The 21,824-nt window shown below is 64.8% G+C and carries 23 protein-coding genes; 13 read left to right on the forward strand and 10 right to left on the reverse strand.

The window, feature by feature from the left end; all coding sequences use genetic code 11:
• Window positions 1–96: 96 nt before the first annotated feature.
• The 3 genes from pobA to GBJ34_RS11945 form a co-directional block, all read right to left on the reverse strand.
• Window positions 97–1,263, reverse strand: coding sequence for a 4-hydroxybenzoate 3-monooxygenase (gene pobA, locus GBJ34_RS11935; RefSeq protein ID WP_151719502.1), 1,167 nt, complete (start codon window positions 1,261–1,263; stop codon window positions 97–99).
• A gap of 14 nt (window positions 1,264–1,277) precedes the next feature.
• Window positions 1,278–1,853, reverse strand: coding sequence for an NIPSNAP family protein (locus GBJ34_RS11940; protein ID WP_192931203.1), 576 nt, complete (start codon window positions 1,851–1,853; stop codon window positions 1,278–1,280).
• Window positions 1,854–1,942: 89 nt separating this feature from the next.
• Window positions 1,943–2,851, reverse strand: a complete 909-nt coding sequence (locus GBJ34_RS11945; RefSeq protein ID WP_151719504.1) for a helix-turn-helix domain-containing protein — start codon at window positions 2,849–2,851, stop codon at window positions 1,943–1,945.
• 121 nt (window positions 2,852–2,972) lie between these two features.
• Here GBJ34_RS11945 and GBJ34_RS11950 point away from each other — a divergent pair, with 121 nt between their 5' ends.
• Genes GBJ34_RS11950 through GBJ34_RS11960 form a run of 3 tightly spaced genes read left to right on the forward strand, consistent with a single transcriptional unit; the run spans window position 2,973 to window position 6,176 of the window.
• Window positions 2,973–4,655 carry an FAD-dependent oxidoreductase gene (locus GBJ34_RS11950; protein ID WP_151719505.1) on the forward strand — a complete coding sequence of 561 codons (1,683 nt, stop codon included), beginning with the start codon at window positions 2,973–2,975 and terminating at the stop codon, window positions 4,653–4,655.
• Window positions 4,652–5,425 carry an SDR family NAD(P)-dependent oxidoreductase gene (locus GBJ34_RS11955; protein WP_151719506.1) on the forward strand — a complete coding sequence of 258 codons (774 nt, stop codon included), beginning with the start codon at window positions 4,652–4,654 and terminating at the stop codon, window positions 5,423–5,425. The genes GBJ34_RS11950 and GBJ34_RS11955 overlap by 4 nt, the downstream gene beginning before the upstream one ends.
• Window positions 5,418–6,176, forward strand: coding sequence for an SDR family NAD(P)-dependent oxidoreductase (locus tag GBJ34_RS11960; RefSeq protein WP_151719507.1), 759 nt, complete (start codon window positions 5,418–5,420; stop codon window positions 6,174–6,176). Before GBJ34_RS11955 ends, GBJ34_RS11960 begins: the two co-directional genes overlap by 8 nt.
• Before the next feature lie 73 nt (window positions 6,177–6,249).
• On the opposite strand, the gene GBJ34_RS11965 is transcribed toward GBJ34_RS11960, so the two are convergent.
• The 6 genes from GBJ34_RS11965 to GBJ34_RS11990 all read right to left on the reverse strand — a co-directional run bounded on the left by GBJ34_RS11965 (window position 6,250) and on the right by GBJ34_RS11990 (window position 11,814).
• Window positions 6,250–6,972 (reverse strand): ABC transporter ATP-binding protein, encoded by a 723-nt coding sequence (locus GBJ34_RS11965; protein WP_151719508.1) that lies wholly within the window; start codon window positions 6,970–6,972, stop codon window positions 6,250–6,252.
• A 1-nt stretch (window position 6,973) separates the two neighbouring features.
• Window positions 6,974–7,720 carry an ABC transporter ATP-binding protein gene (locus GBJ34_RS11970; protein WP_151719509.1) on the reverse strand — a complete coding sequence of 249 codons (747 nt, stop codon included), beginning with the start codon at window positions 7,718–7,720 and terminating at the stop codon, window positions 6,974–6,976.
• A complete protein-coding gene (locus GBJ34_RS11975; protein ID WP_151719510.1) occupies window positions 7,717–8,691 on the reverse strand; it encodes a branched-chain amino acid ABC transporter permease in 975 nt (324 codons plus the stop codon). Before GBJ34_RS11975 ends, GBJ34_RS11970 begins: the two co-directional genes overlap by 4 nt.
• Entirely contained in the window at window positions 8,688–9,566 is an 879-nt protein-coding gene (locus GBJ34_RS11980) for a branched-chain amino acid ABC transporter permease (RefSeq protein ID WP_151719511.1), read from the reverse strand. The genes GBJ34_RS11975 and GBJ34_RS11980 overlap by 4 nt, the downstream gene beginning before the upstream one ends.
• Before the next feature lie 153 nt (window positions 9,567–9,719).
• The gene (locus GBJ34_RS11985) at window positions 9,720–10,847 is read right to left on the reverse strand and encodes an ABC transporter substrate-binding protein (RefSeq protein ID WP_151719512.1); all 1,128 of its coding nucleotides are present in this window, start codon (window positions 10,845–10,847) and stop codon (window positions 9,720–9,722) included.
• Window positions 10,848–11,001: 154 nt separating this feature from the next.
• Window positions 11,002–11,814 (reverse strand): shikimate dehydrogenase family protein, encoded by an 813-nt coding sequence (locus GBJ34_RS11990; protein ID WP_151719513.1) that lies wholly within the window; start codon window positions 11,812–11,814, stop codon window positions 11,002–11,004.
• Between the two features lie 362 nt (window positions 11,815–12,176).
• On the opposite strand from GBJ34_RS11990, the gene GBJ34_RS11995 reads away from it, so the two are divergent.
• Genes GBJ34_RS11995 through GBJ34_RS12020 form a run of 6 tightly spaced genes read left to right on the forward strand, consistent with a single transcriptional unit; the run spans window position 12,177 to window position 18,335 of the window.
• On the forward strand, window positions 12,177–13,244 hold the full coding sequence (locus GBJ34_RS11995; RefSeq protein WP_151719514.1) for a Gfo/Idh/MocA family protein: 1,068 nt from the start codon (window positions 12,177–12,179) through the stop codon (window positions 13,242–13,244).
• 28 nt (window positions 13,245–13,272) lie between these two features.
• Window positions 13,273–14,103 (forward strand): IclR family transcriptional regulator, encoded by an 831-nt coding sequence (locus tag GBJ34_RS12000; protein ID WP_151719515.1) that lies wholly within the window; start codon window positions 13,273–13,275, stop codon window positions 14,101–14,103.
• Between the two features lie 44 nt (window positions 14,104–14,147).
• Window positions 14,148–15,893: an FAD-dependent oxidoreductase gene (locus GBJ34_RS12005; RefSeq protein ID WP_151719516.1), complete on the forward strand. Its 1,746-nt coding sequence runs from the start codon at window positions 14,148–14,150 to the stop codon at window positions 15,891–15,893.
• Window positions 15,890–16,501: an NIPSNAP family protein gene (locus GBJ34_RS12010; RefSeq protein WP_151719517.1), complete on the forward strand. Its 612-nt coding sequence runs from the start codon at window positions 15,890–15,892 to the stop codon at window positions 16,499–16,501. Before GBJ34_RS12005 ends, GBJ34_RS12010 begins: the two co-directional genes overlap by 4 nt.
• Before the next feature lie 5 nt (window positions 16,502–16,506).
• Entirely contained in the window at window positions 16,507–17,331 is an 825-nt protein-coding gene (locus GBJ34_RS12015; RefSeq protein WP_151719518.1) for a sugar phosphate isomerase/epimerase family protein, read from the forward strand.
• Window positions 17,331–18,335, forward strand: coding sequence for a LysR family transcriptional regulator (locus GBJ34_RS12020; RefSeq protein WP_226341149.1), 1,005 nt, complete (start codon window positions 17,331–17,333; stop codon window positions 18,333–18,335). The genes GBJ34_RS12015 and GBJ34_RS12020 overlap by 1 nt, the downstream gene beginning before the upstream one ends.
• Here the strand turns inward: GBJ34_RS12020 and GBJ34_RS12025 are convergent.
• Window positions 18,311–19,240, reverse strand: a complete 930-nt coding sequence (locus GBJ34_RS12025; protein WP_151719519.1) for a LysR substrate-binding domain-containing protein — start codon at window positions 19,238–19,240, stop codon at window positions 18,311–18,313. The genes GBJ34_RS12020 and GBJ34_RS12025 overlap by 25 nt on opposite strands.
• A gap of 63 nt (window positions 19,241–19,303) precedes the next feature.
• On the opposite strand from GBJ34_RS12025, the gene pcaD reads away from it, so the two are divergent.
• Genes pcaD through pcaG form a run of 4 tightly spaced genes read left to right on the forward strand, consistent with a single transcriptional unit; the run spans window position 19,304 to window position 21,820 of the window.
• Window positions 19,304–20,083 carry a 3-oxoadipate enol-lactonase gene (gene pcaD / locus GBJ34_RS12030; protein ID WP_151719520.1) on the forward strand — a complete coding sequence of 260 codons (780 nt, stop codon included), beginning with the start codon at window positions 19,304–19,306 and terminating at the stop codon, window positions 20,081–20,083.
• On the forward strand, window positions 20,080–20,472 hold the full coding sequence (gene pcaC, locus GBJ34_RS12035; RefSeq protein WP_151719521.1) for a 4-carboxymuconolactone decarboxylase: 393 nt from the start codon (window positions 20,080–20,082) through the stop codon (window positions 20,470–20,472). Before pcaD ends, pcaC begins: the two co-directional genes overlap by 4 nt.
• Complete coding sequence (pcaH, locus tag GBJ34_RS12040; RefSeq protein ID WP_151719522.1) at window positions 20,469–21,206, forward strand: protocatechuate 3,4-dioxygenase subunit beta; 738 nt, start codon at window positions 20,469–20,471, stop codon at window positions 21,204–21,206. The genes pcaC and pcaH overlap by 4 nt, the downstream gene beginning before the upstream one ends.
• Window positions 21,206–21,820 (forward strand): protocatechuate 3,4-dioxygenase subunit alpha, encoded by a 615-nt coding sequence (pcaG, locus tag GBJ34_RS12045; protein WP_151719523.1) that lies wholly within the window; start codon window positions 21,206–21,208, stop codon window positions 21,818–21,820. Before pcaH ends, pcaG begins: the two co-directional genes overlap by 1 nt.
• Window positions 21,821–21,824 lie beyond the last annotated feature (4 nt).

The raw sequence follows: 21,824 nt of genomic DNA on the forward strand, positions 1-21,824 counted from the left end.
GCGCCCCTCCCATCAAGGATGGGCGCATGATCGTTGATTTCATGAATAACGCCTAATGCCGATACATCGACCATCGGAACATCAGGTTAATCATGGTCAGTAGGGCAGGCCGACATAATTCTCGGCCAAGGCGGTCTGGGCGGCCACCGATCCCGCCAGATATTCGACCTCGGCCCCTTGCATCCGGGCGAGGAATGCGCCCTCTGCCGGGAAGCTGTGCAGCATCCGCGTCATCGACCAGGAAAACCGCGAGGCCTTCCAGACCCGGGCCAGGGCCTGCGCCGAATAGCCCGCAAGCGGCGCTTCATCGCCCTGATATTGTGCGATCAATGCCTGGCTGAGATACCAGACGTCCGATGCCGCGAGGTTCAGCCCCTTGGCGCCGGTGGGGGGCACGATATGGGCGGCGTCACCCGCGAGGAACAGCCGCCCCCAGCTCATCGGTTCGGATATGAAGCTGCGCAGCGGCGCGATGGATTTCTCGATCGACGGGCCGGTCGCAAGTTGCTCCGCCAGCTCGGGGGGCAGGCGACGGCGCAGTTCTTTCCAGAAGGCCTCGTCGCTCCAGTCCTCGACGCGGTCGGTCAGTGGCACTTGCAGGTAATGGCGGCTGAGACCTGCGTTGCGCATGGAACAAAGGGCAAAGCCGCGTTCATGCCCGGCATAGACCAGTTCATGTTGCAGCGGCGCGGTATGGGACAGGATGCCAAGCCAGCCAAAGGGATAGACATGTTCGAACTGGCGGCGCAGGCGTTCGGGGATGGTGCGGCGGCTGACACCGTGAAAGCCGTCGCAGCCTGCGATGTAATCGCAATCAATGCGCTTGTCCTGCCCCTGATGGCGGAAGGTGACGAAGGGCGCATCGCCCTTGGCACCATGGATGGTGACACCCTCGGCCTCGTGCAGAACAGGTGCCCCCATCGCCTCCAGCGCGTCATAAAGATCGCGCGTCACCTCGGTCTGGCCATAGATGGTGACGCTTTTGCCGGTCAGCGCCTTGAAGTCGATATGAACCCGCTGGCCATGCGCCACGATCAGCGTGCCGTCATGGACAAACCCTTCGGCGTCAAGTCGCTGCCCGACGCCCGCGGCGCGCAGGATATCGACCAGCCCCTGTTCCAGCACGCCCGCCCGGATGCGGGCCAGAACGTAGTCGCGGCTGCGCTGTTCCAGCACGACCGCATCAATCCCGGCGCGGCGCAGAAGAAGGCACAGCAACAGCCCCGAAGGGCCGCCGCCGATGATGCAGACTTGATGACGCATGATAGTCTCCGGGATCAAAGCGGTGAGAAGGCAAGCGGACGCAGCAGATTGTGTTGCGCGCCGGATATAGGCGGCAGGGCGGCCAGCGGATCGGCGGCGCGCGGCAGCAAGGCCATGGGGCGCGGATCACCCGAAAGCGGCTGAAACTGCGCCAGGGCCGCATCGGGCAGCGCCCCTTCGTGGCTGGCCAGCACCAGCCCCGCGCAATCGGGTGCCATCAGCGGGCTACCGGGCGCGCGGGCGGGATGCAGGCGGCGGCGCATGGCAAGCGCCGCGTCATATGCGGCTGAGGATCGCGTAAGATGCAGCAGGCGGTTTTCCTGTTCCTGCACCAGCGCAAAGGCCTGCGGGATGAAACCTTTGGTCCAGCCCTCTTCCTGCGCCAGACCGGCCCGTGCGGCCTCGCGCTCGGCCCAATCGGCATAGGCCCACAGGTGATGGATCACGTTCAGCCCGCCGCTTTCGGCCAGCCAGTAGCCCATCAGCGGCAGATGCCGGGTGACCAGCGGCAGGCCCTGATCTGCCAGCAGCGCCAGATAGTCGATCGCCGCACCGGGCTTCAGCCGGTAGCTTCGCCATTCATGGATCATCGCCATCCTCCCTCTGGCCCCTGCATGGCCGAAGGCGGGGCATCCGGGAAATGGACCGGGCGTCGGAAAGATTGGACGATTCCCGGACCTCAGCCCTCTGGCTGGGCTTGCTTGCGGAAATTGCCCGGCGAGAGGCCGACCCGCTGGGTGAAGAAGCGGTTGAAATAGGCGGGATCATCAAAGCCGGTCAGATGCGCCACCTGCGCCACGCTGCTTTCGGTATAGATCAGATAGCGCTTTGCCTCGGTGATGAGGCGGGCATAAAGCAGCTCTGACGCGGTCTTGTCGGCCCGCGCCTTGCAGGCGGCGTTCAGACGGGCCGGAGTTACGGCAAGTTCGCCCGCATAGAAGGACAGCGCGCGCTCTTGGCGGAAATGCTGTTCCAGCAGCGCGCGGTAGCGCATCACAAGATCATGGTCGCGGTCCGGCAGGGCGGTGGCCTGATCCTGTTCGGTGATCGACAGCCGCAGCAGGATCACCAGAACGCGCATGAACTGCGCCATGATCGCGGTGCGCCGCCCCGGCGAGGACCAGATGAATTCCTGATGCAGCCAGTCGAAGGTGTCGATGACGGCATCGAGGTTCAGCCCGGACCCCGCCACCGGATAGACGGCGGGGCGCGCGGCCACCTCGGCCAGACGCGGGTCGGTCGCGGTGGCGGCGCGCAGGCAACCAAGTGCTGCCGTCACCACATAGCCATCGGTGCCGGGCTGAAAATCGATCTGATGCACGATCCCTGCCGGGATACAGAGCAGCACGGGGGCCGTGAAATCCTGCTGGCGTTCCTCCATCCTGATGGTGCCGCCACCGTCGCGCAGCAGCAGGACCTGCATGTGATCGGGATGGGAATGGGGACGAATCCTCCAATCATTCGGGCCGGAGCGGTCGCGGATCGGTTCGATATGCAGCAGGTCCAGTTCGACATCCGCGCCCTGATCGCCATAAAGATAATAGCGCGGGATGGCCCTTGGCCCGGTCGCGCCCCGTGATGCCGCCATGCTGCCCCCCTCTCGCAATACGCCTGACGAATTGTGCAAGAATTGGCGGGCAGCGTCCATTGGTTCCGCCCCATCCACCCGGCTAGTCAGGGTGCAGCGAAACAGGAAGGGGGGCCGCGCCATGGAACGCAGCTATGATGTGCTGGTCGTGGGGTCAGGGGCCGGGGGGCTGGCCACCGCGATCACCGCCAAGAAGCACGGGCTTTCGGTGCTGGTTATCGAGAAAGAGCCGGTCTTTGGCGGAACCACCGCCTTCTCCGGCGGGGTCTTGTGGATCCCCGGCAACCGGCATGGGCGGGTGAATAACCCGGGTGACAGCCGCGCGGCCGCGCGCAGCTATCTTCAGGCCGAGACCGGAAATTTCTACCAGCCCGAGGCGGTGGAGGCCTTTCTGGAGGCGGGCCCCCGGATGCTCGATTGGTTCGAGCGCGAGACGGCGGTGAAATTCGTGCCGACGCTTTATCCCGACTATCACCCGACAGTCACCGGCGGCGTGGATGTCGGGCGGTCGGTGCTGGCCGCGCCCTTTGACAGCAGCAGCCTTGGCCCGAACCTGAAACGGCTGCGTCCGCCGCTTTCGACCATCACCTTCATGGGGATGATGTTCAATTCATCAAATGCTGACATCAAGCATTTCTTCAATGCCACCAAATCGCTGGTCTCGTTTGGCTATGTCGCGAAACGCCTTGCCGCCCATGCGCTGGAGGTGGCACGGCACGGGCGCGGGGTGCAGGTCACATCGGGCAATGCGCTGGCGGCGCGGTTGGCCCAGACCTGTTTTGATCTTGGCATCGAGATCCAGACCGACACGCCCGCGCTGCGGCTGTTGCAGGCCGACGGGCGGGTGACCGGGGTCGAGACGCCCAAGGGCGCGATCACCGCAAGCCGGGGCGTGGTGCTGGCCTGCGGTGGCTATGCGCAGGATCTGGCGCGCCGCGCCGGGGTCTATGCCCATCTGAAGGCGGGCGGCACCCATCACAGCCCGGTGCCTTCCGGCAATACTGGTGACGGGATCCGGCTGGCCGAGGCGGTGGGCGGATCGTTTGACGCCGAATTTGCCGAGCCAGCGGCCTGGATGCCGGTCAGCCTTGTGCCGGGGCAGGGGGTGTTCCCGCATCTGCTGGACCGCTACAAGCCCGGCATGATCGCGGTGGGGGCGGATGGGCACCGCTTCACCAATGAAAGCGAAAGCTATCATGATGTGGGCGCGGCGATGGTGGCGCAGCGACAGGCGGGGGGCGATGCCTCATGCTGGCTGATCTGCGATCATCGCACCATCCGCAAATACGGGCTGGGGCACGCCAAGCCCGCGCCGATGCCGCTCTGGCTCTGGACGCGGAATGGCTATCTGAAAAAGGGCCGGACGCTGGCCGATCTGGCCCGCGTCTGCGGTCTGCCCGCAGCGGGGCTGGTAGCCACGGTGGCCGCCTATAATCGCAATGCGGTGCAGGGGCGTGATCCGGCCTTCCATCGGGGCGAAACCAGCTTCAACCGCTATCTGGCCGATCCCGATCACAAGCCCAACCCTTGTGTGGCACCCCTGGAAAAGGGGCCGTTCTATGCGGTGAAGATGGAAATGGGCGATCTGGGCACCTTTGACGGGTTGAAGACCACGGTGGAGGGCGCGGTGACCGACCGCGCTGGCACGCCGATTGCCGGGCTTTTCGCCGTGGGCAATGACCGCGCCAGCATCATGGGCGGCAATTACCCCGGCGCGGGTATCACGCTTGGCCCGGCCATGACCTTTGGCTGGATCACCGGGCGGCACCTTGCGGGCATCAACGAGATGGGAGAACAGGCATGAGCTGGCTGCAACTGACGGGCAAGACCACGGTTATCACCGGGGCGGGCGGCGGCATCGGACAGGCGCTTGCCCGCGCCTTTGCGGTTGAAGGCGCGCGCGTGGTGCTGCTGGACCGTGATATCGAACGGTCCGGCCCGCTGGCGGCCGAACTGGGCGGGATCGCGCTTTGCTGCGATCTGGCGGATGGCGACAGCGTGGCGGCGGCGGCGGCGGCGGTCGAGGCCGAGGGCGGCGCCGATGTGCTGGTGAATGCGGCGGCAATCCTGCGCCCCGGCGCGCTGGAATCTGTGGCGACCGCCGATTGGGCGGCGATGCTGGCGGTGAACCTGACCGGCTATCTGGCGGCGGCGCAGGCCTTTGGACGCGGGATGCTCGCGCGTGGGCGCGGCAGTCTGGTTCATATTGCCAGCATCGCGGGCAGCCAGCCGCAACCGGCCTCGGGTGCCTATTCGGCCTCAAAAGCCGCGACCCTGATGATGTCGCGCCAGCTTGCTGCCGAATGGGGCCCGCGCGGGGTGCGGTCGAACTGCGTCAGTCCGGGCCTGGTGATGACGCCGATGTCGGCGGCCTTTTATGCCGACCCGGATGTGAAGGCGCGGCGCGAGGCGATGGTGCCGCTGCATCGGATTGCCACACCGCAGGACATGGCGGATGTGGCGCTGTTTCTGGCTTCGGACCGTGCGGGCTATGTCACCGGGCAGGATATTGTCGTAGATGGCGGGTTGTCGCAAACCCTGATGGGCCTTGTCCCCCGGCCCGGCTATGCGTGAGGCCCCCCTTCGCGAGGCTCTGGTCACCGGCGGGGCCGAGGGGATCGGGCTTGCCATCGCAGAGCGGCTGGCGGCACAGGGCTGTCGCGTGACCATCGCCGATCTGGATGGCGACAAGGCCAGGGCCCGCGCGGCAGGGCTTGGCCCCGACCATCGCGGCATTGGCTGTGATATCACCGATGAAGCGCAGGTGCAGGCTTTAGTCCGCACCGCGCCTTTCGACATTCTGGTGAACAATGCCGGGATCGGTGACAGCCATCTGCCGACGCTGGAGCAGGATCTTGCCGCCTTCCGTCAGGTGCTGGAGGTGCATCTGGCGGGCACCTTCCTGATGACGCGCGAGGTGGCGCGCGGCATGATCGCGCGGGGGCGCGGTGCCGTGGTCAACCTGTCCTCCATCGCCGGGCTGACCGGCCTGCCCAAGCGCAATGCCTATGGTGCGGCCAAGGCCGGGATCGTGGCAATGACCCGGGCCATGGCCTGTGAATGGGCGGGGCAGGGGGTGCGGGTCAATGCGGTCGCCCCGGCCTTTGTCGAAACTGCGCTGGTGCGCAAGCTGGCCGATGCCGGGCGTATTGACCTTCCCACCATCGCGCGGCGCACGCCACTCGGGCGACTGATCGCGGCGGAGGAGGTGGCGCAGGCCGTGGGCTTTCTGGCATCCGACGCGGCCAGTGGCATCACCGGCATCGTGCTGCCGGTCGATGGCGGCTGGACCGCCTTTGGTGATTTCGGCGACGCCTCGGGCTGAAGGCCATACAGCAAGGCAAAAGGCCCGGCGGAGCGATCCGCCGGGCCTTTTCTCATGCGGGGTGATGCGGCGCTCAGGCCGCATCCTCGATATGGCCGCCCAGGAACAGCTGGCCCACACGCGGATCGGCCAGCAGCTTGTCGGCGCGGTCGAACATCCGGGTCTGGCCCAGTTCCAGCACCAGCCCGAGATCGGACATGGCAAGTGCTGCCTTGGCATTCTGTTCCACCATCAGGATGGTCACGCCCTGGTCACGCAGCCGGATCAGGGTCTGGAACACCTCTTGCACCAGATTGGGCGACAGTCCGATAGAAGGCTCGTCGATCAGGATCAGCTTGGGGTCGAGAAGCAGCGCGCGTGCGATTTCCAGCTGTTTCTGCTGGCCGCCCGACAGCTCGATCGCCTTCTGGTCCTTGCGCTGGCGCAGCATGGGGAACTGGTCCATGACCTCTTCCATGCGGCGCTTCACCTTGGTCTGATCCTTGGCGGTGATGCCGCCCAGTTCCAGATTGTGCAGCACCGACAGTTGCGGCACCACATTGCGGCCCTGCGGCACATAGGTGACGCCGCGCGCGATCATCTCGGCCGGGCGCTTTTTGGTGACATCCTCGCCATCCAGCAGGATCTGGCCGGAATGGATGTTCAGCAGCCCGAAGATCGCCTTGAAGACGGTGGATTTGCCCGCCCCGTTCGGCCCGATCACCGTGGTGATCGACGCCTTGGGAACCTCGAAACTGGTGCCGTTCAGGATGGTGATCCGGCCATAGCCGCCGGTGACGTTCTTGAGTTCCAGCATGTCAGCCCCCCAGATACGCGTCGATCACCATCTGGTTCGACCGGATTTCATCCGGGGAACCTTCGGCGATGATCTCGCCCTGCGCCAGCACGATGATGCGCGTGCACAGCGACATGACGAATTCCATATTGTGCTCGATCACGACGAAGGTGGTGCCGTGATCGCGATTATAGGTCATCAGGCGGTCCTTCAGATGCGCCAGCATCGTCAGGTTCACGCCGCCTGCGGGTTCGTCCAGCAGGACGATGCCGGGGCCCGCCATGAAGGCCATCGCCGCATCGACCAGCTTTTGCTGGCCATAGGACAGCGAGCCTGCCTCGGTATCGAGATAGGGCGTCAGGCGGAAGAACTCGATCAGCTGCTTGGCCTTGTCGGTCAGGCCGGCATCGGACTTGCCAAAGAGGCGCGACAGCATCGTGCCCTCATGTTCCTGACCGGCGAGAATGACGTTGTCGAGCACCGACATCTTCGGAAAGACCGAAAGCTGCTGGAAGGTGCGGCCCACACCCATCAGCGACAGATCGGCCGGGCGCACGCCATCGGTGGATTTGCCGTTGATCTCGCAATGGCCCTCGGTTGGCTTCAGCTGGCCGAGGATGCAGTTGAACAGGGTCGACTTGCCGGAGCCATTCGGCCCGATCAGCCCAAGGATTTCGCCCTTGCGGACATCGAAGCTGACATTGTTCACGGCGCGGATGCCGCCGAACTGTTTGCTGATGTTGCGGACAGACAGGATGGGGGCGTTCACAGCTGGAACCCTTTCTGCATGTCACGGCGCTCTTCGTGTTTGGGACGGAACTTGGTCCAGATCTTCTGACCGGCACCGATCAGGCCGTTCGGCGAGAAGACCATCAGCACGATGACGAGGGCCGAGTAGATGATGAGGTAATAGCCTTCGGTGAAGCGCAGCACTTCGGGCAGCAGGATGACAACTGCGGCACCCAGCATCGGGCCATAGAAGTAGCCGGAACCACCCACCACGACCATGAGCAGGATCTTCAGCGAATGGACCAGGGCGAAGCTGCCCGGCTCGATGAACTGCACCAGCGGTGCCTGCATCGCGCCTGCCAGACCGCCGAAGGCAGAGCCGATGGCGAAAGCCAGCAGGGTCTGGCGGCGGATCTTCAGGCCAAGGGATTCCGCGCGGATCGGGTTTTCGCGCAGGGCCTTGAACGACCGGCCCCAGGGCGAACGCAGGATCCACCACATGACGGCAACGGCGGTCAGGAAGCAGGCCAGGCTGAAGTAGTAGAAGGCGAGGTTGGAATTGGTCGAGATGCCGAAGAACGAGGGGCGCGGCATCCCGACAAGACCGAAGGAGCCCCCCGTGATCTCTTCCTCATTGCGCAGCACAAGGAAGAGCAGCGTGTTGAAGGCCAATGTCACGAAGGCAAGGAAATGGTGCTGCACGCGCAAGGCGGGATAACCCAGCAGCAGGCCGACCGCGAAACAGGTGCTGATCGAGACCCCGGCCGCGACGATCCAGTGGATGCCTGCCAGCGTCATCAGCGCGGTGATATAGGCACCGATCCCCATGAAGCCCGCCTGCGCCAGCGAGACCTGACCGGCATAGCCCAGCGTGAGGTTCAGCCCCATGGCCGAGATCGAGAACAGCAGCCAGGAGCAGAGCGTATAGATGATGTAATTGCCCTGTCCGATAGGTGCCACGACCAGCGCGCCGATGGCCAGCGAAAGGAGGAGAAGTTTGAGATGTTTCATACCGAACGGCCCTCCTTGGTGCCGAGCAGGCCCTGCGGACGCAGCAGGATGATTGCAATAAGAAGCAACAGCGGCATCGCGGCGCGGTATTCGGCCGAGATATAGACGGCCGACAGGTTGTCGATCACCCCGATCAGCAGGCCGCCGACAAGCGCGCCGCGGATCTGATTGAAGCCGCCGACGATGGCCGCGATGAAGGCGACAAGGCCCAGCGTCTCACCGTTGGAGAATTTCGCGAGATAGATCGGCGAGATCAGCACCGAAGCGATGGTCGCCAGCGCCGCGTTGATCAGGAAGGTGTAGAGCACCATGCGCTTGACGTTGACGCCGAGGATCTCCGCCACGGCGGGGTTCTGTGCCGAAGCCTGCATACAACGCCCGGTGCGGGTGCGGCTGAGGAACAGTTGCAGTCCACCGATGGCCAGCATGGAGACGGCGAGGTTGCAGATATCTTGCAGCGAAACGCTGGCGCCCATCACGTTATAGACGGTCTGCGGGAAGATCGCCGGGAAGGGCTGCGCGGTCGCGCCGTAAAATTCCTTGACGCTTTCCTTCAGCAGAAGGCCAAGCGCGATGGTCGCGATGACCAGCGGCAGGGTGCCATGCGGCAGCATCGGTTCCACGATCAGGCGCTTGAAGGCAACGCCCAGGATCAGCAGCGACAGCAGCAGGCCAAAGAAAATCGCGGGCCAGAGCGGCAGCCCGAGGAAATGCACACCGACCAGCACGAAGAAGGCCGGAAGCATGACGAACTCGCCCTGTGCGAAGTTGATCGTCTGCGAAGCCTGCCACAGCAGGGTAAAGCCGACGGCGGCAAGGGCGTAAATCGAACCGGCGGCAAGGCCGGATACCAGAATCTGAATAAGCTCGGCCACGGGAGTATCCTCACAGCACGTTGGTCGGCCTGACGATGTCAGGATGAAAGGCGGGCGGGCGCGGGAGCGACACCCGCCCGGGAGAGATCGGCGCGCCGGTCAGGCCGGCACCCGTCTGGGTCCGGCCCCTGGGGCCGGACCTTTTGGTTCAGATCAGTTCGGGGGCAGCACGGCCTTGATGGTCTGCTTGCCGTCCTGCACTTCGACGAAGAAGCTCTCGCGCGACATCTCGCCGGTTTCGTCCCAGCTCACATCCATCAGCACACCGGGGCATTCCGCCACGGTCAGTTTCAAGCCATGCATCGCATCGGCGAGCGCCTGGCTGTCGACCTTGCCGTTCTTCTCGGTCACGCATTTGATCGCATAGGCGGCGGTATAGCCTTTGATCGCATTGTGATCGGGGGTGTATTTGAACTGGGCTGTAAAGCGGGCCACCATATCGGTCATTGCCGGGATATCGGCATCGGCAGTCAGGCCGACATGGCCCATCGCGCCATTGGCGGCGTCCCCGGCAAGCTCGATCACCTTGGCACCGATCAGCGTGGTTTCACCGATCATCGGCAGGCCGATGGATTGCTTTTGTGCTTCGCGCAGGAAGCGGGCGCTTTCCTCTTCGGTCAGGTAGACGAAGACCGCATCCGCACCGGAATTCTTGGCCTTCAGCACGTCAGCCGAGAAATCGGTCTGCGCCTGTTCGGTCGGGATGTCGGCGATGATTTCGATGCCGTGATTGCCGACCTCATCGACGAAGGCCGAATGGCCGCCCTTGCCGAATTCGGTGTTGGCCCAGACCACGGCCACCTTCTTGATGCCCATCTCCTCGGCCATGTATTTGGTCATCTTGGGGATGCCCTTCTGCGAGCCAAAGGCCGTGCGGAAGATGTAGGGATTGTTCATCTGGGTGATTTTCGGCGCCTCGGAGCCGGTGAATTGCGGGATACCCGCCTGCTGGGCTACCAGCATGTTCACGATGGTCGAGGACGAGAAGACGGTGCCGGTGATCGCATAGACACCGTCATCGATGGCCTTCTGGACCATGGCGCGGCTGACCTGCGGATCGGTCTGGCTGTCATATTCGGTGATCGAGACCTGCTCGCCCAGGATCCCGCCGGCGGCGTTGATCTCTTCGAAGGCCATATGCACGCCGTCGCGGAAATTGGTGCCCGCCGCCGCGCCTGCGCCCGACAGTTCGACAATGGAGCCGATCTTCACTTCGGCCAGTGCCGAGGTGGCGCTCAGGGCCAGCGCGACAGCAGCGGTGCTGCACAAAGTCTTGAACATTCGTTCCTCCCGTTTCGCCGGATTGTTTCAGTAGACCGCGCAGCTATCCGGCAACCGCATCGACCGTGGCGACGACGGCCTTTCCGTCATCCCCCCTCCTCCTGTTGCGGCGCAATCGCGGGTCTGCCGCCCGCGCCGCGAAACTGATACGCGATCAGGCGTCGATCTTGCGGGAACCCATCAAGAGTTCGGCAAGAAGCACGGCCTGCGCGTTGAACATCCCTGATCCGGGCATGGTTGCACAACCCTTCGCGCGCGCAGCCGCAATCAGCGGCGGCACGGCGGGGCGGGTCACCACATCGGCGACAAACTGGTCCGCGGTCAGAAGATCCGCCTGCACTGGCAACGGATCGCCCTCGCGCATCCCCAGGGGCGTCGCATTGGCCACCAGCGCAAAGCCGCGCGGATCGGTGCTGCCGACCCGGACCCGGCCGGGGAAAGCCGCATCCAGACGCGCCAGCAGGGCGTCGCGCCGGGGGGTATCGATATCGTGCAGCGCCAGTTCGGATGCGCCGCGCGCCAGAATTTCATAGGCGATGGCCGACCCGGCCCCGCCGGTGCCGATCAGCAGCGCGGGCTTGCCCGCCACGTCAAAGCCTTCGGCCGCGATGCCATCCAGATAGCCATGGCCATCGGTTGCATCGCCGATCCAGCTGTCGCCTTCACGGATCATGATGTTCACGGCCCCCGAAGCCTGGGCGCGGGCCGTGACCCGGGTGCAGAAGGCGAGGCACGGCACCTTATGCGGCACCGTCACCACGATGCCGTCGCAATTGCGCAGGCTGGTCGCCTGTTCCAGCCAGGCATTCAGATCTTCGGGCAGGATATGCGCCGGCACGACCATGCCGTTGAAGCCGCGATCCGCCATGATCTGGCTCAGCGAGGTCGGCGATTTCACCTGTCCGATCGGGTGGCCCACGATGGGGAACAGCCGGGTCTCGCCATCGATGCGCAGGGGGGCGTTCATGCCTTGCTCCATGCTGAAAGAGATTCAGCGCAGACGCATTGCCCCGCGATCCACGGTGACCGTTCGGTCAGAGAAATCTGGATGTGATGGGTCATGCTGTCCTCGCTCCGACAATAAGCTGCCACACCCAAATTGATATTGATAATGCAAAGTTCACCGAAAACGATAGCCTGTTGGTTATGGTTTGACCCGAAGATCGTGCCTATCTGCGGTTGATCTGGCGTCGGGCCGTTGGATGATTGCGCAATCATTCGGCTGGCCGTCGCAGGTGGCAAAAATATGGAATAGTATTCAACAATAAAATTGCATTCTTGATATTCAGCCTGTTATGCAGAGGCATCCGCAAGCCATGGGAGGGGTGGATGCCTGTCAGTATCGGAATCGCCGTGATCGGTGCCGGAGCCATCGGGCGCACCCATATCGAGACGCTTGCCCGGATGCAGGGGCTGCATCTTGCGGCCATTGTCGATCCGATGCCGGCGGCGCAGGCGCTGGCCGAATCGCTGAATGTGCCCTGTCTGCCCGATATTGCCAGCCTGATCGATTCGGGTTTGGCCCGCGGGGCGGTGGTTGCCACCCCGAATGAAACGCATGAGCCGGTCAGTTCTGCGCTGCTGCGCGCGGGCCTGCCGGTATTGCTGGAAAAGCCGATCGCTGAAAGCCTTGAGGCGGCGCTGCGCCTGATCGCGGTCGGGGACGAGACCGGGATCCCGCTGCTGATTGGCCATCACCGCCGCCATAACCCGATCATCCGGGCCGCGCATGATGCGATCAAGGCGGGGGCCATCGGCGATCTGGTCATGGCAACCGTGACCTGCAGCCTTGCGAAACCCGATAGCTATTTCGAGGCCGCGTGGCGCCGCACACCCGGTGCGGGCGGCCCGCTTCTGATCAATCTTGTGCATGAGATCGATCTTTTGCGCCATTTCTTCGGCGAGATCGCGGTGGTGCAGGCCATATCCAGCCGCGACCGTCGCAGCTTTGCGGTGGAAGATACCGCCGCCGTCTGCCTGCGCTTTGTCGGGGGCGGTCTTGCCACGCTGTGCATCTCGGATGCGGCGGTCGGGCCATGGGCCTGGGATCTGTCGGCGGGCGAGAACCCCGCACGTTTCCCTGCGCATCTGGTGACGCCGCATCTTTATGCAGGCAGCCGCGCCGGGCTCTCATTGCCCGATCTTGCCTTGTGGCAGCCGCCGGGCAACCCCGACTGGACGGTGGAATTGCAGCCACAGCGTTTGCCCGTCACGCTGGCTGATCCCTATGAGGCGCAGCTTGCGCATTTCGTCGATCTGATCCGCGATGGCGGCACGCCGCGCGTTTCGGCCCGGGATGCGACGGCGAACCTGATCCTGCTGGATGCGATCCGGCTTGCGGCGGAAACCGGGCAACAGGTCGCAGTTGACCTTTCGCCCTTGGGCACCGAAAGCTGAAGCAGGTTCAGCAACGGAAAACAGTGCCATGAGCAGCGTCCTTGAAAAATCCCTCGCCATTGTCGAGCTTCTGGTCGGGCACCCGGCCGGGTTGCCGGTTTCGGCCATCGCGGCGGCAACGGATCAACCGGCCTCCGGGGTGCATCGCACCCTGCAGGAGCTGGCGCGGCTGGGTTATGTGCGACAGCTGCAAAGCCAGGGCGATTACGCGCTGACCATCCGGCTGCCGGCCCTGGGCCTGGGCTTCCTGGGCCGCGCGGGCATCACCGATGTGGCGCAGCCGGTGCTGGATCAACTGGCGCATGACAGTGGCGAGCTGATCCGCATGTCGGTGATCGATGGCGACAACCTGACATGGGTTGCGGTGGCGCAAGGGGCAACGCGCGGCCTGCGCTATGATCCCGGTCAGGAACAGGGCGTGGTGGTTCACCTTGCCAGTTCGGCCGGGGGCAAGGCCTGGCTTGCCTCGATGAGCGATGAAGAGGCGCTGGTGCGCGTCGGTGCGCAGGGTTTGATGCGGCAGGCAGATGGGCAGGGCCAGAACGCGCCGCGCAGCCTTGCGCTGCTGCTGGAGCAACTGGCCGAGGCACGGGCGCGCGGCTATGCGACCGCCGTCGACAGCTATATCGCCGGGATGGCCGCGATGGCGGTGCCGGTGCGGTATCACGGCGATGGGGCGGTGCTGGGGTGCCTCTCCATTGCCGGGCCTGCCGTGCGGATGACGGCAGAGCGGATGTCGGAGCTTGCGCCCCGTCTGCAACAGGCGGCGCAGGAATTGGGGGCCACGGCACCCGGATCGAAATTCTTTCAGGCGAATGTGCGGGCATTGGATGCCCTGCCGGAGCGGAAACGCGCCTGAGGGCGCGGCCGATCCTGCGGGGGCCCGCCCGGAAGTGAGGGCGAATGAAGCGGCAGGACGGCCAAGTCTCGCAAAGTCATGTCACGCAATGTGATGTGCTGGTGATCGGATCGGGGGCGGCGGGGCTGACCGCCGCCGTCACCGCCGCGCATTTCGGCCTGAAGGTGATCGTGGCGGAAAAGGCCGCGGTCTTTGGCGGCACCACCGCCTGGTCGGGCGGCTGGCTCTGGATCCCGCGCAATCCGCTGGCGCGCGCGGCGGGGATTGATGAGCCCGCTGAGGAACCGATGCGCTATCTGCAAGGTGAGTTGGGCAATCGCGCGGGCGATCCGCGCCTGCCGGTCTTTCTGCAAAACGGCCCTGAAATGGTGCAGTTCCTGCAAGACCATGCCGGGATGCGCTGGATCGATGGCAACAAGGTGCCCGATTTCCACGAAACGCCGGGGGCGGGCAAAGGTGGGCGCTCGGTTTCGGCCTTGCCCTATGACGGGCGCGCATTGGGGGCATGGATCCACAAGCTGCGCCCGCCGCTGGATGTGGCAAGCCTCTGGGGTTCTGGCCTTGGTCCGGCGGTCGATATGCGGCATTTCTTCGATGCAACGCGCAAGCCCGCCTCGGCCCTGCATGTGGTGAAGCGGGTGCTTGGCATCTGGCATGACCGGCTGCGCTATGGCCGCCCGATGCGGCTGGCCAATGGCAATGCGCTGGTGGCGCGGCTTATGCGGGCGGCGCTTGATCTTGGCGTGACGCTGATCGACAGCGCGCCAGCAACGGGGCTGATCCGCGAAGGTGGCCGTGTCACCGGCGCACGGCTTTCGACACCTTCAGGCGAGACGGTGATCTATGCCGCGCGCGGCGTGGTGCTGGCCTCGGGCGGGTTTCCCCATGACCCCGACCGGCTGGAGGATTGGGCCGCCAATGCGGGCGGACGGGCGCATCATTCGGCGGCACCCGACACCAATCGTGGCGACGGGCTTCGCATGGCCGAAGCCGCTGGGGCCGCCAGCGATGGCAGCCTTGCCTGGAATGTCGCCATGGCCCCGGTCAGCCGGGTGCCGCGCGGCGATGGAACATTTGCCAATTTCCCGCATCTGATCGAGCGCGCCAAACCCGGCATCATCGCTGTATTGCCCGATGGCAGACGCTTTGTGTCCGAGGCCGACAGCTATCACGGCTTCATGCAGGCGTTGATCGAGGCGACGCCCAAGGGCCAGTATCCGACCTGCTGGCTGATTGCCGATCACAAGGCGCAACGCCGTTGGGGCCTTGGCTGGACCAAGCCCTTTCCCTTCCCGCTGGGGAGGGCGGTGCAGTCGGGCTATCTTAAATGGGGACGGAGCGTGGCCGATCTGGCCCGCGCCTGCGATATCGCGCCCGCAGCCCTTGAGGCGACGATTGCCCGCTTCAACGATGGTGCCGCGCAGGGCCATGACCCCGAGTTTCACCGGGGCGAGAGCGCCTATAACCGCGTGCAGGGCGATTTCGACCATGGGCCGAACCCCTCGCTCGCGCCGCTGAAGCGCGGGCCGTTCTATGCGGTGCAGATCGTGCCCGGCAGCCTTGGCACTTTTGGCGGTTTGAAAACCGACACGGCCGCGCGGGTGCTGGATGTCAGCGGCGCGCCGATCCCCGGTCTGTTCGCGGTGGGGGCCGACATGGCCTCCATCATGGGGGGCAACTATCCCGCCGGGGGCATCACGCTTGGCCCCGGCATGACGTTTGGCCATATCGCCGGTCGCATTCTGGCCGGCCAGCCCGTTTCGGGCGTGACACAGGAGGAAAATCCATGACCTATTACGAGATCGCCACACTGGACACGGTGATCTTCGGCGCGGGCAAGGCCGCGGCGGGGATCGAGGCCTGGGTGGGCGCGGGCAGGGGCCGGCTGCTGGGTGCCTTTGGCACAGATATCGGCACGCTGAACCGCGTCTTCATCCTGCGCGGCTTTGACAGCCTGACGGAGATGTATGAAGAGCGCGAGCGCGCGCTGCGCAGCGACGATCCCTTTGGCTGCACCGAACATCTGGTGAAGCTGAATATGGAAAGCTATCGCGCCTTCGACTTCCTGCCCCCCGTTGAGGTCGGCGTGCAGGGCCCGGTCTATGAGTTCCGCACCTACAAGACCCGCATCAATGGCATCATGCCGACCATGGGCAAATGGGCCGATGCCGTCCCCCCGCGTGAGGCCTATTCGAAACTGACGGTGGCGATGTATGGCCTTGATGGCGAACCGCGCGTGACGCAGATCTGGCCCTATGCCAGCCTTGCCGCCCGGTCCGAGGCGCGGGCGAAATCGGTGGCGGATGGCAAATGGCCGCCGAAGGGCGGGCCGGACTGGCTGTCGCCCGACATGACCAGCCAGATCGCCATGCCGCTTGCCTTCTCGCCGTTGAAGTAAGCGCCATGGCACATCCGCTTTCGCTTGCCTTCCTGACCACCTTTGAGGTCAGCCCTGTCGACGCCGTGAAGATCGCGGCCGAGACCGGCTATCAGATGGTCGGTCTGCGCATCCTGCCCGCCGCTGCCAGTGGCGAGCCGGACTATTCCCTGCTGACCAACGACCGCGAATTGGCCGAGGTGCAGGCCGTGTTGCGCGATACCGGGGTCACAGTGGGGGATGTGGAGATCATCCGCCTGAAGCCAGAGAATGACTGGGATCTGTTCGCCCGCTTCTGCGCCAGATGCGAGGCGCTGTTGGCACGGCATATCCTTGTCGCGGGGGATGATCCCGATCACGCCCGGCTGACCGACAGTTTCGCGCGGTTTTGCGAGATCGCGGCACGCCACCGCCTGACGGCGGATCTGGAGTTCATGCCCTGGACGGCGGTGCCGGATCTGACGGCGGCGCTGCAGATCGTGCAGGCGGCAGGGGCCGGGAATGGCGGCGTGCTGGTCGATGCGCTGCATTACGACCGGTCCACCACCACGCTGGAACAGATCGCGGCCCTGCCCGCAGATCGCGTGAACTATGTGCAGTTCTGTGATGGCACCGTGCCCTATGACCCGAGCGATGAGGGGCTGATCCGCATCGCGCGGGGCGAGCGGCTGTTCCCGGGGCAGGGCGGGATCGATCTGATCGGGTTGGCGCGCGTCATTCCCGAAGGCGTGACCATCAGCGTCGAGGTGCCGCATCGCCCGTTGGCCACCAAGATCGATGCCCGTGCCCGCGCCGAAATGGCGATTGCCGCGACCCGTGGCATCCTGCGGGCTGCCGGACGCACCGCCTGATGCAGAAAACTGCGCGCGCGGGGCTGGCCGTCGCGCGCGCTTTGCGCATAGGGTCGGGCATGACCGAACTGACGCTGCGACAGGTGGAAGTGATCCGCGCCGTGATGCTGGCCGGGACGATTCAGGGGGCGGCCACGCTGCTGAACGTCTCGGCCCCCGGCATTTCGCGGCTGGTGAAACATACCGAAGACCTGCTGGGGATCCGCCTGTTCGAGCGCAAGGCGGGCCTGTTCCTGCCTGCCGCCGAGGCGCACGCGATCTTCGAGATGATCCATCAGGTGCATCATCAGATCGGCAACCTGAACCTTGCGGTCGCGGCGCTGCAAAAGGGCGAAGGGATGCGGCTGTCTTTTGCATCCGCCCCCTCCATCGCACAATTCATCGCGGCCCGTGCCATTCGCGGCATCCGCAAACGCTTTCCCGATCTGTTCATCGATCTGAACATCCTGAAGATCGAGGAGACCACGGATTATCTGCTGCTGGAGCGCGGCGAGTTTGTGGTGATGAGTTCGGCCATCGACAACCCGGGCTTTGACTGTGCGCCGCTGGCGCGCGGGAGGCTGGTGGCGATCTTGCCCGAGGGGCATCGGCTTGCGGCGCAGGCCGATATTTCGGTGCATGATCTGGCACAGGAAGATTTCGTGGGCGTGGATCCCGGCGACCCCTACGGCGAGATTCTGGCGCGCCCCTTTACCGAGGCCGGCATCACCCCGCGCCACGCGCTGCGCGGGCGCTTCGCGCAAACCGTGGTCAGTCTGGTGCGGCACGGTCTGGGCGTTGCGATCATCGACGAATTTTCGGTCGCCGAAGTCTATATGCCCGGCCTTGTGCGCCGCCCGCTGCGCGAGCCGTCGGAGATTTCGGCCTGGGTGGTGACGAAACGCGGGCGCGAACTGTCAAGTTTTGCCGAATTTGCCATTGGCCGCTTTCGGCGCGAGCTGGCGCAGGTGGTTGCGGGATCCGACACGCGGGCAGGCGATCAGGGGCTTGGCGGCGGCATCTGAGCCGCGATCTCGCGCGCGACCTCTTCCAGCGTGGCCAGACCGGGCGCAGAGGCGCTTTGGCGCCGGGTGATACCGACCGCGCCGGACAGGAAGCGCGCGCCGACCGGCAGTTCCTGCATCAGCCCGTGTTCCAGTTCCTCTGCGATCACCCCGCGCGAGATGAACCAGAGCGCATCCGAGGCAAGACAGATGCCGCGCCCGACCGCCAAAGAGACCGTCTCGACCGCCGGGACGACCCCGATCAGGCCAAGCGAGGCAAGGTAATCATCGACAGGGCGGCGGATCAGCGCCGTCCGTGGCGGCAGGATCAGCGGTACATTGGCCAAGGCCTCGGCCACGGGGCGCGCGCCCAGCGGGTGACCGGCGCGCCCGACCAGAACCACGTCTTCTTCATAAAGGTGCTCAAAGCTCAGACCCGGCATTTCCGACACATCCGGCAGGCGGCCAATCATCAGATCAATGCCGCCCTCGCGCAGCTGGCGGATCAGATGGTGATGTGGACCGGTCTCGACCGACAGCAGGATCTCGGGGCGCAATTCGCGAAAGCGCAGCACCACCGCGGGAAAGACCCGCGTCGCGGCGGTCGGCAACACGCCCACCTGCAACGAGCCGCCGCTGCCGGGGCGCAACGCCGCCGCCCCCGCCTCCAGCGATTCTACTGCCAAAGCGGCATGACGGCGGAAGATGCGCCCGCCTTCCGTCAGCACCAGCCGCCGCCCTTGCCGCAGGAACAAGGGTTGACCCAGCAAATCCTCAAGCTCTGCCAGCGTGCGCGACAGCGCGGGCTGGGTGATGCCCTGCGCCCGCGCCACAATCGACAGCCCGCCTTCGGCCGCGATATCCAGAAACGCCCTGATATGGCGCAGCTTCACCCCTGGGTGCATAACTGAACGTTTATCCATCATCGCAAGCTTTGCATTATCCAAACCAAATTTGTCGTGGCAGATTATGGAAGAGTGGAGGATGCCATGCAAGTTCTGAGCCGCCCCTGGGGGGCGATGCACTACCGTTTGGACGGGCCCGAGGGCGGCGTTCCGGTGGTTTTCGCCAATTCTCTGGGCACCGATCTGCGATTGTGGGATGCGGTTCTGCCGCTGCTGCCCGGCATCCGCGCGATCCGTTTCGACAAACGCGGGCACGGGCTGTCGGATCTGTCCGGGCCGCATGAGATCCACGATCTGGCCGAGGATGTGGCGGCGCTGATCGCGGCTGTGGCGGATGGCCCGGTGATCTTCGTGGGCCTTTCTGTCGGGGGTGGGATCGGGCAGGCACTGGCCGCGCGACGCCCGGAATTGCTGCGCGCCATGGTCCTGTCCAATACTGCGGCGAAGATGGGTCATGCCGAGGGGTGGCAGGCGCGGATTGCCGCGATCCGTGCGGGCGGGCTTGCCGCCATTACCGATGCGGTGATGGAACGCTGGTTCGCACCTGCCTTCCGCGCGAGCCCCGCACTTGCCCCTTGGCGCAATATGTTCGAACGCACTGATGCGGCGGGCTATATCGCCACCTGCGAGGTGTTGGCCGCCTGCGATCTGACCGCAAGCGCCGCCGGTTTGAGGTTGCCGGTGCAAGTGATCGCCGGGGGTGCGGATGGTGCCTCGCCGCCCGATCTGGTCGCCGCGACCGCCGCCCTGATCCGGGGTGCCAAATATCATGTGATTCCCGAGGCAGGCCATTTGCCCTGCGTCGAAACCCCCGAAGCCTGGGCGGCCATCGTGTCGCCCTTCCTCCAGGAACATGCCCGATGACCGATACCTATTCTGCCGGAATGGCGACCCGCCGCAAAGTCCTGGGTGCGGCCCATGTCGACCGGGCCGAGGCCGACAAGACCGAATTCGACAGCCCTTATCAGGCGCTGATCACCGAGGCCGCCTGGGGCCATGTGTGGTCGCGCAAGACCATATCGCCGCGTGAACGTTCCATGCTGACCATCGCCCTGCTGGCGGGTCTGGGCAACGATCACGAACTGGCCATGCACATCCGCGCCACCGTGAATACAGGCGCGTCCCCGGATGATATCCTTGAGGTGATGTTGCATGTTGCCATCTATGCTGGCGTCCCCCGCGCGAACCATGCCATCAAGATAGCCAAGGAGACGTTCGCAATGATGAACGCCGAGAAAGAGGGGGGTAAATGACCCTCAGCAATTCCGTCGATCGCGGGCCCTTGTTTTTCCGCGACCGCGACTGGCACCCGGCGGCCTATACGCCGGGCTACAAGACCTCGATGACGCGCGCGCCGCAGCGCGCGTTGGTCGCCCTTGGATCGACCCTGTCGGAAGAGACCGGCCCCGCCTTCGGGCAATCGATGATCGGTGCGCTGGACAACAATCTGGTGATGAACTTCACCGGGCAGCCTGCGGTCGGCGAACGCATCATCATGCATGGTCGGGTTCTCGACGAGCAGGGCCGGGGCGTGCCCAATGTGTTGGTCGAGATGTGGCAGGCCAATGCGGGCGGGCGCTACCGCCACAAGAAGGACGGCTATCTTGCGCCGCTGGACCCCAATTTCGGGGGCTGTGGTCGCACGCTGACCGGGCCGGATGGCAGCTATGAATTTCTGACCATCCGCCCTGGTGCCTATCCTTGGCCGAACCATGTGAACAACTGGCGGCCGATGCATATCCACTGGTCGGTCTTCGGATCCGGCTTCGGCCAGCGGCTGATTACCCAGAACTATTTCCAGGGTGATCCGCTGATCGATCTGTGCCCGATCGTGAACACCATCGGCAAGAAAGAGGCGATCGATATGCTGGTGGCTGCGCTGGACATGAACCGGGCGATCCCGATGGATTGTCTGGCCTACAAGTTCGACATTGTGCTGCGCGGTCGCCGCCAGTCCTTCTTTGAAAACCGCAAGGAGGGGATGTGATGGTGCAGCGTCTGGATTACCTCAAGGAAACCCCGTCGCAGACCGCAGGGCCCTATGTCCATATCGGCCTGACGCCCAATGCGCTTGGCAATCCCGGCATCTACCCCGAGGATCTGGGCCGGTCGCCGATCCGCGACGGTGCCAAGGGCGAGCGGATCGTGATCACCGGCCGCGTCATCGATGGTGCCGGGATGATCCTGCGCGATGCGCTGTTCGAAAGCTGGCAGGCCGATGCCGATGGCATCTATCCCGCCAATGATCCGCGGGGTCAGGCTGACCCTGCGGTCACTGGCTGGGCCCGGGTGGCCGCCGATTTCGACAGCGGCATCTGGCGGCTGGAGACCATCAAGCCGGGCCGCGTGCCCTTTCCCGACGGCCGCCTGATGGCACCCCATATCGCGATCTGGCTGGTGGCGCGTGGCATAAATCTCGGCCTGCAGACCCGGATCTATTTCGAGGATGAGGCCGAGGCCAATGCCGTCTGTCCGGTGCTGAACCGCATCGAACATGTGGAACGCCGTCTGACGCTTCTGGCCCGCAAGACCGCACCGGGCACCTATAGCCTTGATTTCCGGCTGCAGGGCGAGGGCGAGACCGTCTTCTTCGATATGTGAGTGA

This window comes from Gemmobacter serpentinus, assembly GCF_008973825.1.
GTDB classification, from domain to species: domain Bacteria; phylum Pseudomonadota; class Alphaproteobacteria; order Rhodobacterales; family Rhodobacteraceae; genus Gemmobacter; species Gemmobacter serpentinus.

What these genes read in the sequence shown, in the direction of transcription:
- pobA (WP_151719502.1), bottom strand. Translation starts at nt 1,263, where the DNA reads ATGCGTCATCAAGTCTGCATCATCGGCGGCGGCCCTTCGGGGCTGTTG.
- GBJ34_RS11940 (WP_192931203.1), bottom strand. Translation starts at nt 1,853, where the DNA reads ATGATCCATGAATGGCGAAGCTACCGGCTGAAGCCCGGTGCGGCGATC.
- GBJ34_RS11945 (WP_151719504.1), bottom strand. Translation starts at nt 2,851, where the DNA reads ATGGCGGCATCACGGGGCGCGACCGGGCCAAGGGCCATCCCGCGCTAT.
- GBJ34_RS11950 (WP_151719505.1), top strand. Translation starts at nt 2,973, where the DNA reads ATGGAACGCAGCTATGATGTGCTGGTCGTGGGGTCAGGGGCCGGGGGG.
- GBJ34_RS11955 (WP_151719506.1), top strand. Translation starts at nt 4,652, where the DNA reads ATGAGCTGGCTGCAACTGACGGGCAAGACCACGGTTATCACCGGGGCG.
- GBJ34_RS11960 (WP_151719507.1), top strand. Translation starts at nt 5,418, where the DNA reads ATGCGTGAGGCCCCCCTTCGCGAGGCTCTGGTCACCGGCGGGGCCGAG.
- GBJ34_RS11965 (WP_151719508.1), bottom strand. Translation starts at nt 6,972, where the DNA reads ATGCTGGAACTCAAGAACGTCACCGGCGGCTATGGCCGGATCACCATC.
- GBJ34_RS11975 (WP_151719510.1), bottom strand. Translation starts at nt 8,691, where the DNA reads ATGAAACATCTCAAACTTCTCCTCCTTTCGCTGGCCATCGGCGCGCTG.
- GBJ34_RS11985 (WP_151719512.1), bottom strand. Translation starts at nt 10,847, where the DNA reads ATGTTCAAGACTTTGTGCAGCACCGCTGCTGTCGCGCTGGCCCTGAGC.
- GBJ34_RS11990 (WP_151719513.1), bottom strand. Translation starts at nt 11,814, where the DNA reads ATGAACGCCCCCCTGCGCATCGATGGCGAGACCCGGCTGTTCCCCATC.
- GBJ34_RS11995 (WP_151719514.1), top strand. Translation starts at nt 12,177, where the DNA reads ATGCCTGTCAGTATCGGAATCGCCGTGATCGGTGCCGGAGCCATCGGG.
- GBJ34_RS12000 (WP_151719515.1), top strand. Translation starts at nt 13,273, where the DNA reads ATGAGCAGCGTCCTTGAAAAATCCCTCGCCATTGTCGAGCTTCTGGTC.
- GBJ34_RS12005 (WP_151719516.1), top strand. Translation starts at nt 14,148, where the DNA reads ATGAAGCGGCAGGACGGCCAAGTCTCGCAAAGTCATGTCACGCAATGT.
- GBJ34_RS12010 (WP_151719517.1), top strand. Translation starts at nt 15,890, where the DNA reads ATGACCTATTACGAGATCGCCACACTGGACACGGTGATCTTCGGCGCG.
- GBJ34_RS12015 (WP_151719518.1), top strand. Translation starts at nt 16,507, where the DNA reads ATGGCACATCCGCTTTCGCTTGCCTTCCTGACCACCTTTGAGGTCAGC.
- GBJ34_RS12020 (WP_226341149.1), top strand. Translation starts at nt 17,331, where the DNA reads ATGCAGAAAACTGCGCGCGCGGGGCTGGCCGTCGCGCGCGCTTTGCGC.
- GBJ34_RS12025 (WP_151719519.1), bottom strand. Translation starts at nt 19,240, where the DNA reads ATGATGGATAAACGTTCAGTTATGCACCCAGGGGTGAAGCTGCGCCAT.
- pcaD (WP_151719520.1), top strand. Translation starts at nt 19,304, where the DNA reads ATGCAAGTTCTGAGCCGCCCCTGGGGGGCGATGCACTACCGTTTGGAC.
- pcaC (WP_151719521.1), top strand. Translation starts at nt 20,080, where the DNA reads ATGACCGATACCTATTCTGCCGGAATGGCGACCCGCCGCAAAGTCCTG.
- pcaH (WP_151719522.1), top strand. Translation starts at nt 20,469, where the DNA reads ATGACCCTCAGCAATTCCGTCGATCGCGGGCCCTTGTTTTTCCGCGAC.
- pcaG (WP_151719523.1), top strand. Translation starts at nt 21,206, where the DNA reads ATGGTGCAGCGTCTGGATTACCTCAAGGAAACCCCGTCGCAGACCGCA.